4 protein-coding genes are annotated in these 14,357 nt (G+C 73.0%); all 4 read right to left on the bottom strand.

Annotated elements, in window-relative coordinates:
* Window positions 1-121: 121 nt before the first annotated feature.
* The 4 genes from AC07D6_RS18355 to AC07D6_RS18340 all read right to left on the bottom strand — a co-directional run bounded on the left by AC07D6_RS18355 (window position 122) and on the right by AC07D6_RS18340 (window position 14,356).
* Window positions 122-1,192, bottom strand: a complete 1,071-nt coding sequence (locus tag AC07D6_RS18355; protein WP_479045476.1) for a TauD/TfdA family dioxygenase — start codon at window positions 1,190-1,192, stop codon at window positions 122-124.
* Window positions 1,193-1,234: 42 nt separating this feature from the next.
* A complete protein-coding gene (locus tag AC07D6_RS18350) occupies window positions 1,235-5,053 on the bottom strand; it encodes an amino acid adenylation domain-containing protein (RefSeq protein ID WP_479045474.1) in 3,819 nt (1,272 codons plus the stop codon).
* Complete coding sequence (locus tag AC07D6_RS18345; protein ID WP_479045472.1) at window positions 5,050-6,372, bottom strand: MFS transporter; 1,323 nt, start codon at window positions 6,370-6,372, stop codon at window positions 5,050-5,052. The genes AC07D6_RS18350 and AC07D6_RS18345 overlap by 4 nt, the downstream gene beginning before the upstream one ends.
* A gap of 139 nt (window positions 6,373-6,511) precedes the next feature.
* The gene (locus AC07D6_RS18340; protein ID WP_479045470.1) at window positions 6,512-14,356 is read right to left on the bottom strand and encodes an amino acid adenylation domain-containing protein; all 7,845 of its coding nucleotides are present in this window, start codon (window positions 14,354-14,356) and stop codon (window positions 6,512-6,514) included.
* Window position 14,357 lies beyond the last annotated feature (1 nt).

The following is a 14,357-nucleotide window of genomic DNA, read 5'->3' as shown; positions in this document are numbered from 1 at the left end:
CCCGCCCCGGCCCCGGTGGCCAACCGGGTTTCGGCCGGGCCCGGCGCGCGGTTTACACCGGGGGGCCCCCCCCCCGTGGGACCAGGGGGGGGCCGCCCCCAGCGGTGTGTCCCGTGACCCGTCAGACGGGGCTCACCGGACTCGGGGAAGGTACGGGCCCGCCGGTCATGTCGCCGAGCGCCACCACGATCTTCCGCGGCCCGGTGAAGGGGCTGCGCGAGTGCGCGACCAGCATGTTGTCGAGGACCAGGACGTCGCCCTCCTGCCAGGAGAACGCGACCGACTCACGGTCCATCAGGTCGCGGACCTCGGCCACGACGGCGTCGTCGATGACCGTGCCGTCGCCCCAGAAGACGTTGCGCGGCATGCCCCGATCGCCGCAGATCGCGAGCAGCGAGGAGCGCGTTTCCGGGTCGAGCGACGACGGGTGGTGCAGGGCGAGCTGGTTGAAGAACACGGCCTCGCCGGTCACCGGGTGGCGCAGCACCGCCTCGGCCTGGCGCGAGGTCCGCAGGCCGCCGTCCGGCGTCCACTCGAAGCCGGTCCCCTCCTCCGCGCACTTGCGCTCGACCTCGGCCGGATCGTCGGTACGGAAGAAGCGCGACCAGCTGACGTCGACGCCTTCGATGAAGTTGCGGACGTAACGGAGCTTCTTGGTGGCGAACAGCTCGACCAGCTCCGGACGCATACGGTCGAGGACCGTACGGCAGTCGACGATCGGCGTCTGGCCTCCGGTGTGCGGGGCCACGATGCAGGAGAAGAACTGGCGCATCGGCCACTGCGGCAGATGCGAACTCTCGTTGTGGAAGAGGATCGAGAGGTCTTCGGGATACGGCGTCGATTTGTACACGCGGTCCGATTCGCCCTCCTGCGGGAGGTCCCCGTACTCACGGAAGAGGGTGCCGCACACGGCCGAGGCGGCCTGCTCGAACTTCTCCACCGAACCACCGTGGAACCCGCGGAACAGGACCGCGCCGTGCCGCAGCAGCTTCGCTTCGACGGCGTCCCGGTTCGCGCGCAGCCAGCCGGGCAGGTCGGCACCGGGACCGTCCGGTGTGACGAGGACGGGCGTCGACGGTGCTTCCGGCAGGAAACCGACGGTGACCGCGTCCCCGGCCGGGACGTGCACCGGCCGCCGCGTCGCGCGCTGGAGGGAGCGGGGTCCCGGCGCCTTGGGAGTTGCTTCATGCATGTCCTGCGTCCTCATTTCCTCTGCGGTGGATCCCTGCGCGGGTCACGATTCGAGCTCCCGTCCGATCAGCTCGGCGAGTCGGGCGACGTGGGGCTGCCGCATGATGCCGTGGTGGGTGGTGGGCACCGAAGCGAAGCCGAGCTCCGGGCCGACCACCGATCCCCAGCCCCAGGTGCGGTCCGGGTCGTGCGGCTCGCCGGTCGGCTCCGCCCGCACCAGCAGCACCGGGAAGTCGGGGCGGTCGAAACTGTTGCGCTGCTGCACGAAGTAGCGGTCCAAGGCGGTCATGTTGGTCGTGTAGACGTCCAGCAGGCTCCGCAGCTCCGCCTCGCCCGCGTCCGGGGGCAGCCGCCCGACGTCCTGCATGGCCGCGAGCAGTTCCCGCTCGCCGAACTCCCCCGCCGGCAGGTCCAACTGGTAGTGAAAGGCGAAGCGGCGGACGAGGTAGTCGGCGGGCTTCTGCGCCAGTGCGCCGTCGTCGGCGGCGGGGACACCACAGTTGACGATGATCAGCTGCGCCACCTCGTGCCCGGAGCGGCGCAGGGCCTTGGCCGTGGCGTAGGCCATCAGGCCGCCGAAGCACCAGCCGATGATCACCGGCGGGGCGTCGCCGGCGGCCGCGACGGTCGCCGCGTACCCCTCGGCCATGGCGGTGAAGTCCTCCTGCGGCGGCCTGCCGTGCAGACCCCAGGCTTCGATGCCAAAGACCGGCCGGTCCGCCGGCAGCGCACGGGCCAGCTCCCAGTAGCTCAGCGTGTTGCCACCGCCCGGGTGGACGCAGAAGATCGGGGCCCCGACGTCCGCTCCGGAAGCGGCGCGCAGCGGGACCAGGTTCGAGTCCTGGGCTTCGCTGCCGCGCACCAGGACCGCCATCGCCGCGACGGTCGGCGCGGTGAACACCGCGGACATCGGCAGACGGCAGCCGAAGGCGCTGTTGATCTGGGCCATGAGTTTGATCGCCCGCAGGGACTGCCCGCCGAACTCGAAGAAGTCGGCGTCCGGGGACGAGATGTCCTGGTCGAGGGTGGAGGACCAGATGGCCAGCAGGCGCTGTTCCACCGAGTCGCGCGGTCGGCCGGCCCTGGCCTTCGGCGGCTCGACCGGAGCGAGGGCGCGACGGTCCAGCTTGCCGTTGCGGGTCAGCGGAAGCCGGTCCAGCACCTGCCAGCCGGTCGGCACCAGGGCGGCCGGCAGCCAGTCGCCGACGGCTTTCCTCACCTGCTCGACCGGCGGGGCGGAACCGTCCGTGGCGACCAGGTAGGCATCGAGGTGCGTCACCAGACCGCTGTCGTCGGCGCGTGCCACGACGGCCGCGGCTCCGACTCCGCACCGCCCGGTGAGCAGCGCCTCGATCTCACCGACCTGGAGGCGGTATCCGCGCAGCTTCACCTGGTCGTCGATCCGGCCGAGGATCTCGACGCCCGCGCCGGGCACGAGGCGGCCGAGGTCGCCGGTCCGGTAGCCGTCCGCGGCTTCGGCGGTGCCGAAGCCCGGCAGCCCTTCGCGCAACCGCGCGAGATACCCGAGGCCCACGCCGGGACCGCTGATCACCACCTCGCCGGGGCACCAGGGCGGCAGCGGGACGCCCGCTTCGTCGACCACCGTCAGGGCGTTCTCCCCCAGGCCGCCGCCCACCGCGATCGAGGAGCAGCGTGCGTCGACCGGCTCGTCCGGCGCGAGGCACGAGGCGCCCACCGTCGTCTCGGTCGGGCCGTAGTGGTTGTACACCCGCAGCGACGGCGCGAGCTCCCGCACCCTCTCGTACAGCGGACGCGGCAGCAGCTCGCCGCCGAGCACGAGCGCCTCGCTCGGCAGCAACGCCGCCGGATCGTCGGCCTCCGCCAGGAGCGCCGAGAGGTGCGAGGGGACCAGCTTCAGCGCGGCCGCGGGGTGCGTCCGGAACCACTCAATGAGAGCGGCGGGGCTCGTGGCGGTCTCGGCGGGGACGAGTTGGACGCATCCGCCGCTCGCCAGGGTCGGGAAGACGGCCGTATAGGCAAGGTCCGCGGCGAGTGTGGAGACGGCTGCGCATTCGGCGCCCTCGGACAGCATGAGCGTCTCACCCATGGCGGCGGCGTAGTGCGCCAGCTGCTCGTGCCCGATGACGACGCCCTTGGGAAGGCCCGAGGTGCCGGACGTGAAGATCACGTAGGCGGCGCCCGCGGCCGGTGCGCCGGACGGCGCCGCGCGCTGTGGGTCCACGGCCGCGTCGGCCGTGGTCACGGTGCGGACGGAGACCGGGTGATCGGCCTTCGGAAGGGGCGTGAGCAGCAGCGCGGGGTCGGCCTCCCCCAGGACCATCTCGATCCGCTGTCGCGGCCACGAAGGGTCGAGGGGGACGAACGCCGCGCCGGCGAGCCAGACCCCGAGCATCGCGACGACCGTCTCCGTCGAGGCCGGCGCGAACAGCGCGACCCGCTGTCCGGCCCGCACGCCGTGCTCGCGCAGCAGGTGTGCCACCGCGTCGGCGCGCAGCGCCGCGTCCCGGTAGGACACGACGGTCTCGCCGCAGCGCAGCGCCGGTCGCGCGGGCGTGCGGTCCGCCTGCCGGAGGAAGCGGTCGAGCACCGGGGCGTACCGCGCGCGCGGCTCGGCGCCCGCGGTCGACGCGTTCGGCGCGGTGAGCCGAAGGCCGCCGACGGCGCGGTCCGTGCCGCCGGACAGCGCATCAGCGAGCTGGTGCTCGAAGGCCGCCGCGACGAGGTCCAGATCGGCCCGTGCGACGCGACCGCCGGTACCGACGAAGGTCAGGTGCACGCTTCGCGGTCCGCGGACGCAGTCGAGGTGGAGCGGACCGGGCACGTCGTACGCGGATGTTTCGGCCGAGATCGCATCGGCCCACTGGTCCTGGCGGTGGCGGTACGAGAGCGAGGCGCCGCCCGGTGCGCGGTGCGGGGCTGCCACGGTCCCGGGGTCGACCTGGTTCTCGATCGCCGCGACGGAACGGAGCGCGTCCTGCGCGGTCCGCAGCGCGTCGGCGACCGGGGTGTCCGCGGCGATCTCCAACCGCACCGGTACCGGGCGCTCCAGCAGGCCGAGCACGTTCTCCAGGCCGTCCGTGGACCGGCCGTCGGCCAGCACGACCACGTGGTCGTCGGCGTCGCGGCAGTACCGGTCGTACAGCGAGCGCCACAGGGCCAGCAGCACCGCCGACTCGCTCACGCCGCACCGTCCGGCGAGCGCGTCCAGCCGTTCCAGCGCCGGCCCCTGGACGACGGTCGAGACGCTCACCGGCTCGGCGGCCCCGTCCCCGAGGTCGGCGGGCAGGAGGAAGGGCGGCGCGGAGGACGGCGTCGACGGCTGCCGCCCGGTGTCGCCGGTCTCCTGCGGCCGCGCCGACTGCTCCAGGACTTCGCCGAGCCAGGCGGCGACATCGGCGTACTGGAGCGTCTCGTCATCGGTTGCGGCGCCGTCGGCGGCCGTGCCCCGAAGGTCCTCGGGGTCCTGGAGCAGAAGGCCGACGAGCTGCTGCCAGGAGGCGTCGTCGACGCTCAGCCGCGGCAGGGTGAGAACCAGCAGCGTGCCGTCCGGACCGAGTGCGTGTTCGACGGTCAGCGCGCCGGCCCGGAGCACCGTGCGTTCTGCGACCGCCTGCTCGACCGTGACCGGGCCGACCGGATCCACGACCTGGACGAGGGTGGGAAGCCCCGCGAACTCGGTGTACCGCGTGCGCAGGATCTCGTGCGCGGCGACCGCCGCCGCGATCCGGGCCTCCAGGACCGGCACCGGGACGCGTGCGGCGGTGCGGACCGTGCGGACCGCCGTGCTCCCGGCCTGGCCCGACCGGGCGAGCTGCTGCGGAGAGAGCTGGTAGCCCTCCTCCTGCACCGGGACGTCCGGGGACGTCGACGTCGTTGTCATGATGTTTGCTCCTGAATGGGTACGCCGGACACCGGCGCGGGGGTCGAAGCGGTGTCGGCGGGCGGCGCGTCGAGGCGGCGTACCGCGCGCACGGGCGAGCACAGCAGGGCGAGGGCGGCCAGGAACGTCCCGCTGGCGCCCAGCAGGACGGTCGTCCGCAGCCCGGCCCCGGACGCGAGCGCGCCGCCGAGCAGCGAGCCGAGCGAGTACGCGCCCAGGGCACAGGTACGCGCCGTGGCGTTCACCCGCCCGAGCAGTTCGTCCGGGGTGGTGACCTGCCGGAAACTGATCACCGTCACGTTGAAGACGGGCACGCTGAACTGGACGGCGAAGGAGGCCGCCGCCACGACGGCGATCACCGCCGGCGAGTTGCCGTGCACGGCCGCGAGGACGAGGTAGCCGAGGCCGGGCAACGCCATCGTCAGGATCAGTGTCGGTCCGACGCCGAACCGTCCGGTCAGCCGGCCGACCAGGAGGGCGCCGGTCAGCGCGCCCACGCTGCCGACCGCGACGATCAGGCCGACCTGCGTCGAGCCCATCCCGAGCACCCGGATCAAGTAGAGGAAGAACACCGACATCAGCGCGCCGGAGAACAGGTTGATGATCACCGCGGCGGTGGTGAACCAGCGCAGCAGTGGCTGCCTCCAGATCACGGCGAATCCCTCACGGATCGCGGCGCGGACCGAGAGGGCCGACGCACCGGGCTGCGGCTTCGGTGCCTCGTCGGCCGGAAGTCCCGCCGTCGTGAAGAAGGACAGGACGTAGCTCACGGCGTCCACCGCGAGCGCCACCGGCGCGCCGAGCGCGGAGACCAGCAGCCCCGCCGCGCCCGGCCCGGCGACCTGCGCCATCGAGCCCGAGAGCTCCAGCTTCCCGTTCGCCTCGGGGAGCCGGTCCCGGCCGACCAGACCGGGCACGTAGGACTGGTACGCGAGGTCGAAGAACACGGTCATCACGCCGAGGACGAAGACCACGACGAAGAGCTGGCCGATGTTCAGCACGCCGAGCGCGTGCCCGACGGGGATCCAGGCGAGGGCCGCGGCCCGTACGACGTCGGCGACGATCATCACGGAACGGCGTGCCCGGCGGTCCAGCAGCACACCGACGAAGAGGCCGAACAGCAGGAACGGCAGCGTTTCGAGGGCGACGAGCGCCCCCGCCTCCAGCGGCGTCGCGTCGAGCAGCAGGACGGCGGTCAGCGGCATCGCGACGTAGGTGATCTGGGTACCGAGGAGCGAGGCCGACTGGCCGGTCCACAGCAGGACGAAGTGCCGGTGGCGCAAGAGTGAGCGCGGCTTCGCCCCGGCGCGTCGCGTCATCGGCGTCTTCCTGTCGAGCCGGGTTCTCCATCCGGATGACCAAGGATTTCTGGCATGCGTTCGCCCAACTTTCCGGAGAAGCGGAAACCTTCGAAGTACGTTCCTTCGGCAGCCGCCGAAGACCATGTGCGGGGCAATCTCAGGCCCGTGCGGTTCCGCCGGTGGGCTGCTCCCGCGAAGGGCGGGAGCCGACCAGCACCCGCCGCTTTCCGGGGCCGGGCCCTCTCAGGGGCGGCGGTTCCTGGGCTTCGGTGGTGCCGATGGACCGGTCGGGGTGGGTGATCAGTTCCTGGAACAGCCGGGCGAAGCGCCCGGCCAGCGCCTGGATCGTGTCGTGGTCGAACAGGTCGGTGGCGTACTCGACGACCCCCTCGATCCCCGCCGGCCGCCCGTCCGCCCCGTACGCCCCTCGCAGCAGGAAGTTCAGGTCGAACTTGGCCGACGTCCGCCCCGGGACCACCTCTTCGTCGACGCGCAGCCCCGGCAGGCCGAAGGAGACGCCGGCAGCGCTGTCGAAGGACAGGTTCACCTGGAACAGGGGGTGGCGGGCCAGGGACCGGGGCGGGTCCAGGACCTCCACCAGCCGCTCGAAGGGCAGGTCCTGGTGATCGAACACCGCCAGGTCCGTCTCCCGGACCCGTTCCAGCACCTCGCGGAACGTCGGCTCCCCCGACAGGTCGGTGCGCAGGACCACGGTGTTGACGAAGAACCCGACCAGGTCGTGCAGCGCCTCGTCACCGCGCCCGGCCAGCGGCGTGCCGAGCGGGACGTCCGTCCCGGCGCCCCACCGCGACAGCAGCACCGACAGCGCCGCCTGCACCACCATGAACGGCGTCACGCCCGTCCGGCGGGCCAGGTCGTCGCCCCGTGCGTGCGCGTCCGCGTCGATCGCCACGGGCACTTCGGCACCACGGTGGCTGGCCACCGCAGGACGCGGCCGGTCGAAGGGCAGGGGCAACACGTCCGGCAGCCCCGCCAGCGCGCCGCGCCAGAACACCGCCTGCCGGGCCGCCAGGCTGTCGGGGTCGCCCGCGTCGCCCAGCAGTTCGCGCTGCCACAAGGCGTAGTCGGCGTACTGGACGGGCAGTTCGTCCCACTTCGGCGCCGTGCCGCCGACCCGCGCGGCGTAGGCAGCCGCGAGGTCCCGGCCCAGGGGGCCCGCCGACCAGCCGTCACAGGCGATGTGGTGCAGCACGAGGACCAGCACGTGCTCGTCCGGGCCCACCGAGAACCCCCGGGCGTGCACGGGAATCTCGGCGGCCAGATCGAACACGTGCCCCTCCGCCTCGGCCACCAGATCCGCGACCCGGTCGGCACCGGTGTCGGACCACACGAGGGGCAGCACGACCTCGCCGGCGGGCACGATCCGCTGGAACGGCTCGCCGTCGGGTGCCGGAAAGACCGTCCGCAGGCTCTCGTGCCGCCCCACCACGTCACGGAGCCCCGCCTCCAGTGCGCCCCGGTCCAGTGTCCCGGACAGGCGCAGCACCAACGGCATGTTGTACGTCGCGCTCGGCCCCTCCAGTTGGTTGACGATCCACAGCCGTTGCTGCGCGAACGAGAGCGGCATCGGATCCGGGCGAACCGCGGCCTTCACCGCCGGGCGCGAAGGCCCGGCCTCGGCCCCGGTCAGCGCACCGGCGAGGGCGGCGACGGTGGGGTTCTCGAACAGGGTGCGAATGGCGAGCTCGGCCCCGAGCAGCGCCCGGACGCGGGCGACCAGCCGCGTCGCCAGCAGCGAGTGACCGCCGAGAGCGAAGAAGTCGTCGTCGACGCCGACCGCGGGCAGGCCCAGCACCTCGGCGAAGGCGGTGCACAGGATCTCCTCCCGCGCCGTGGCCGGGGCGCGGTGGGTGGAGACGGCCGCGTAGTCCGGCGCCGGCAGGGCCCTGCGGTCCAGCTTCCCGTTGGGCGTCGACGGCAACCGGTCCAGGACCACGACCGCCGCCGGCACCAGGTACTCCGGCAGGATCCCGGCGACGTGCCGCCTGAGCAGGCCGGGCAACTGGGCGAGCCGTTCCGGGCCCTGGCCCGGGCCGGGCACCACGTAACCGACCAGACGCTTGTCGCCGGGGACGGCCTCGTGGACCACGACGGCGGCCCGGGCGACGCCGGGGTGCCCGCCCAGTGCCGCCTCGACCTCGCCGATCTCGATCCGGAATCCTCGGATCTTGACCTGGTCGTCGGCCCGGCCGGCGAACTCCAGGCTGCCGTCGGCGTGTCGGCGGGCCAGGTCCCCGGTCCGGTACATCCGTTCCCCGGGCTCGCCGAACGGGCACGCGACGAACCGCTCCGCGGTCAGTCCCGCACGGCCGAGGTACCCCCGTGCCAGGCCGGCACCGGCCACGTACAACTCCCCCGTCACGCCGGGCGCGACCGGCTGCAGGCCGTCGTCGAGGACGAACGCCCGCATGTTGAACGTGGGCCGCCCGAGGATCGGCCTCGGTGTGGACCGGGGCTCGGCGAAGACCTGGTAGACCGTGCACTCCGTGGGCCCGTAGAAGCTGAAGCTGCGGGTGCCGTCGCCCAGTGACCCGAGCCATTCCCAGAGCGCGTCGGGGACGGCCTCGCCGCCGACCACGAGCAGCGCGGGGCGGCGCCGGCCGTCGAACAGGCCGCCCGCCACGGCGGAGGCCATGTGGGAGGGGGTCAGCTCGAGGAAGTCGACGTCGTGCTCGTCCAGCCACGTCGCGAGCAGGCCGTTGTCGGAGAGCACCTCCGTGCTGACGACGTGCAGCTCGTGCCCCTCCATCAGGCCCGAGAGCTGATCCCAGCAGGCGTCGAAGGATATGGAGTTGGTCAGGGCGACGCGCAGGGGCCGGCCGTGCGGCGACACGGCGGCGGCGGCGAAGACCGATTCGCGATGGACGGTGATGAAGTTGGTGATGCCGCGGTGCGGCATGACCACGCCCTTGGGGGTTCCGGTGGAACCGGAGGTGTAGATGACGTAGGCGGGGTGCGCGGGGTCCAGCGGGGTGGTGCGGTCCGCATCCGTCGGGTCGTGGTCCGACGCCGGGTCCGCGGTCAGCCTCTGCTCAGTGGCCGGGTCGTCGAGGACCAGCAGGGGCGCGTCGGCCGGCAGGCGTGCCGCGGTGCGCCGAAGCGTCACCACGCACGACGGCTTCGAGTCCTCGATCATGAACCGCACCCGGTCCACCGGGTAGTCGACGTCGATCGGCAGATACGCCGCGCCCGCCTTGACCACGCCGAGCATCGCCACGATGAGTTCGGTCGACCGCGGCAGCGCCAGGGCCACCACGTCTTCGGGGCCGACTCCGTCGTCGATCAGGTGGTGGGCGAGTCGGTTGGCGCGGGCATTGAGCTCGCGGTAGGTCAGGGAGGTGTCGTCGAAGACGACCGCGGTGGCCTCGGGGGTACGGGCCGCCTGGGCCTGGAAGAGCGCGGGCAGCGTCGTGGGCGGGACCGGGCGGGCGGTGTCGTTCCAGACGTGCAGCACCTCCTGCCGTTCCGCGGCCGACAGCAGCGAGACCCGGTCGACCCGCTGCGCGGGATCGGCGGTCAGGGTGCCGAGGACACGGCTGAAGCGCTCGGCGATCCGCTCGACGGTCGCGTGGTCGAACAGGTCGACGGCGTAGGTGAGCTCGCCGGTCATCCCGGCGGGCCGGCCGCGGTCGTCGAAGTGCTCACTCAGGTCGACGTTCAGGTCGAACTTCGCCGGGGTGTCGCCGTCGGGCAGGATGCTCGTGCGCAGGCCCGGCAGGTCGAGCACGGGATCGGTGTTGTTCTGCAGGGAGAGCATCACCTGGAACAGCGGGTGGCGGGCCATCGAGCGGGCCGGGGCCAGCTCCTCGACCAGGCGCTCGAAGGGCACGTCCTGGTGCGCGAACGCGTCGAGCGCCTGCTCGCGCACGCGGGCCAGCAGCTCGCGGAAGGACGGGCCGCCGGAGAGGTCCGTGCGCAGCACCAGAGTGTTGACGAAGAACCCGACGAGGTCGTCGAGCGCGGTGTCGGTGCGTCCGGCCGTCGGGGTTCCGATCGGGATGTCCGGGCCGGCGCCGAGCCGGGAGAGCACCACGCCCAGCGCGGCCTGGAGCACCATGAACACGGTCACGCCCTCGGCCCGGGCCAGCTCGGCGGCCCGCGCGTGGATCGAGGCGGGAACGTCCAGCGGCACGCTCGCGCCCCGGTGCGTGGCCACCGCCGGGCGGGCGCGGTCGACCGGCAGCGACAGTTCCTCCGGCAACCCGGCCAGTGCCCGGCGCCAATGGGCCAACTGCTTGCTCAGCAGGCTCTCCGGGTCCTGCGCCGAGCCGAGCAGCTCGCGCTGCCAGCGCGTGTAGTCCGCGTACTGCACCGGCAGCGGCACCCAGTCCGGAGCCCGGCCGGCACGGCGCGCCGTGTACGCCACCGACAGGTCCCGCGCCAGGGGTGCCATCGACCAGCCGTCGCCGGCGATGTGGTGCACGAGCAGCACCAGCACCTGCTCGCCCGCGCCGGCGTCGAACAGCCAGGCGCGGAAGGGCACGTCGGCGGACAGGTCGAAGCCGTACCTCACGGCCTCCATCACCCGCGCGGGCACGCCGGACGGCCCGGCCTGATCGGCCGGCACCACCGTGAGCACCTCGCCGAGCTCCTCGACCGGCACCACCTGCTGATACGGCTGTCCGTCGAACACCGGGAAGCGCGTACGCAGCACCTCGTGGCGTCCGAGCACATCCCGCAGCGCCGCGGCCAGCGCACGCGTGTCGAGCGCCCCGGACAACCTGATGACGGCCGGAACGTTGTACGTCGCGCTGGGCCCCTCCAGCTCGCCGAGGAACCAGAGCCGCTGCTGCGCGAACGACAGCGGCAGCGGCTCCGGACGGGCCGCGGCCACCAGCGCCGGACGCGAGGGCTCGGCCCCGTCCAGCGCACCGGCCAGGGCGGCGACGGTGGGGGCTTCGAACAGGGTGCGGAGGGTGAGTTCGACGCCGAGCAGGGACCGGATGCGGGCGACCAGGCTGATGGCGAGCAGGGAGTGGCCGCCGAGGTCGAAGAAGTTGTCGTCGACGCCCACGGCGGGCAGCCCCAGCACCTCGGCGAACGCCGCACACAGCCGCTCTTCCCGCACCGTGGTCGGGGCGCGGCGCGTCGAGGCCGACGCGTAGTCCGGGGCGGGCAGGGCCCTGCGGTCCAGCTTCCCGTTGGGCGTCAGCGGCAGCCGGTCCAGCACCACGACCGCGGTCGGCACCATGAACCGCGGCAGCCCCTCCCCGGCGAACCGCCGCACCTGCGCCGCGTCCGGCGCACCCGCACCGGCCGGGACCACGTAGGCCACCAGACGCTTGTCCCCGGGCCGGTCCTCCCGGGCGACGACCGCGACCTGCCCGACCTCCGGATGCCGGCCCAGCACCGCCTCGACCTCGCCCAACTCGACCCGGAACCCCCGGATCTTCACCTGGTCGTCGGCCCGGCCGAGGTACTCGAGGTTCCCGTCCGCCCGCCACCGAACCAGGTCCCCGGTCCGGTACATCCGCTCCCCGGGCGCACCGAACGGACAGGCCACGAACCGCTCCGCGGTCAACCCCGGACGGCCGAGGTACCCCCGGGCCAGCCCCGCACCGGACACGTACAGCTCACCGGCCACGCCCACCGGCACCGGCCGCAACCCGCCGTCGAGCACGTACACCCGCATGTTGTCCAGCGGTCGGCCGATGGGCACCCGGTCGGCGACGTCATCGGCCGAACGCAACCGGTGGCTGGTGGCGAACGTGGTGGTCTCGGTGGGGCCGTACCCGTTGACCACGTCGAGACCGGGGCATGCCCGCAGCACCCGCCGTACGGCGACCGGCGAGAGGACGTCGCCGCCGGCCCACACCTCGCGCACGCCCGCGAAACACTCCGGGGCCTGTTCCGCCATGAGCGCGAACACACCCGCGGTGAGCCACAGCGCCGTGATCCGCTCCTCGGCGATCAGCCGGCGCAGAACCCGGGCGTCCAGGTCCCCCGGCGGCGCGATCACCAGGCGGCCGCCGGAGAGCAGCGGCACCCACATCTCGTACGTCGAGGCGTCGAAAGCGTGCGGCGAGTGCACCAGGACGCGCCCGTGCGCCCCGCCGCGCCAACGCCGGTCGAACGCCAGCGCCGTGACGTCCCGGTGCCGGGCCGCCACCCCCTTGGGAACCCCGGTGGACCCGGAGGTGAACATGACGTACGCCAACTGGTCGGCGCTCACGACCCGGTCCGGGTCACTGACCGGTTCGCCGGAGAGGTCCACGTCCCCCAGCACCATCACCCGCGCACCGCACCTCGTCCCCGCGAGCAGCGTGGCGTCATCGGTCAGCACGACGCGTGCGCCGCAGTCGTCCACCGCCCACGCCGCACGCTCCGGCGGGAAACCGGCGTGGATCGGCACGTAGAACCCACCGGCTTTGACCACGGCCAGCACCGCCACGATCACGTCCGCCGACCGCCGCAGCATCAGCGCCACCGGTCCCTCGACGCCCACCCCCCACGCGACCAGCCGGTGCGCCAGCCGGTTGGCCCGTTCGTTGAGCTCGGTGTAGGTCAGGCTCGTGTCACCGCAGACCACCGCGACCGCGTCCGGCGTCTTGGCGACCTGGGCCCGGTAGAGCGCGGGCAGGGTGTCCTGCGGCACCGCGTGCGCGGTGTCGTTCCACTCCTCGATCAGCAACCGGCCTTCCCGGTCGGTCAGGACGTCCACGCGCCCGATGGGCCGGTCGGGGTCGGTCACCAGCCGCTCGAGCAGCCGGTTGAAGCGCCCGGCCAGTTCCCGGACCGTGTCGTGGTCGAACAGGTCGGTGGCGTACTCAACGACCCCCTCGATCCCCGCCGGCCGCCCGTCCGCACCGTACTGTCCTCGCAACTCGAAGTTCAGGTCGAACTTGGCCGTCCTTCCCCCCGACACCTCCAGTTCGTCGACCCGCAGCCCCGGCAGTTCGAAGGAGCTCCCGGCACCGGTCTCGAAGGCCAGCATCACCTGGAACAGCGGGTGGCGGGCCACCGCGCGGGACGGGGCGAGGATCTCCACCAGCCGCTCGAAGGGCAGGTCCTGGTGCTCGAACGCCGCCAGGTCCGTCTCCCGGACCCGCGCCAGCAGCTCCCGGAACGTCGGATCCCCCGAGACGTCGGTGCGCAGCACCAACGTGTTCACGAAGAACCCGACCAGGTCGTGCAGCGCCTCGTCAGCACGCCCCGCCACCGGCGTGCCCAACGGAACGTCCGTCCCGGCCCCCAGCCGCGACAACAACACCGCCAGCGCCGCCTGCACCACCATGAACGGCGTCACACCCGCCGACCGCGCCACTTCCTCGACCCGCGCGTGCACACCCGCGCCGACCACCACGGGCACCTCACCACCACGGTGACCGGCCACCACAGGACGCGGCCGGTCGTACGGCAGCCCCAGCTCCTCCGGCAACCCCGCCAACGCCCCGCGCCAGAAATCCGACTGCCGGGCCATCACACTGCCCGGATCGCTCTCCGTCCCCAACAACTCGCGCTGCCACAACGTGTAATCCGCATACTGAACCGGCAACTCGTCCCACTCCGGCGCCGCTCCCTTCACACGCGCCGCGTAGGCGAGTCCCACGTCCCGGCCCAACGGCCCCACCGACCAGCCGTCGCACGCGATGTGGTGCAGCACCAGCACCAGCACGTGCTCATCGGGTCCCGCCGAGAAGACCCACACCCGCACCGGCACCTCAACCGCGAGGTCGAACACGTGCCCCGCGGCCTCAGCCACCACATCCGCGATCCGGCGACCGCCCGCGTCGGCCCACACCAACGGCAGCACCACCTCGTCGGCAGGCACTACCCGCTGGGCCGGCTCGCCGCCCACCACCGGGAAAACCGTCCGCAAACTCTCGTGCCGTCCCACCACATCGCCCAGTGCCGCCGTCAGCGCGTCCCGGTCCAACGCCCCTGACAAACGCAACGCCAACGGCATGTTGTACGTCGCGCTCGGCCCTTCCAACTGGCCGACGATCCACAGCCGCTGCTGCGCGAACGACAACGGAATCATG

Source organism: Streptomyces sp. NPDC045287, assembly GCF_056432325.1.
The sequence above is the reverse complement of the archived record's forward strand: the minus strand, read 5'-3'. Positions and strand labels throughout refer to the sequence as shown.

Coding starts and splice junctions, on each gene's coding strand:
- AC07D6_RS18350 (WP_479045474.1), bottom strand. CDS start 5,053: ATGACAACGACGTCGACGTCCCCGGACGTCCCGGTGCAGGAGGAGGGC.
- AC07D6_RS18340 (WP_479045470.1), bottom strand. CDS start 14,356: ATGATTCCGTTGTCGTTCGCGCAGCAGCGGCTGTGGATCGTCGGCCAG.
- AC07D6_RS18345 (WP_479045472.1), bottom strand. CDS start 6,372: ATGACGCGACGCGCCGGGGCGAAGCCGCGCTCACTCTTGCGCCACCGG.
- AC07D6_RS18355 (WP_479045476.1), bottom strand. CDS start 1,192: ATGCATGAAGCAACTCCCAAGGCGCCGGGACCCCGCTCCCTCCAGCGC.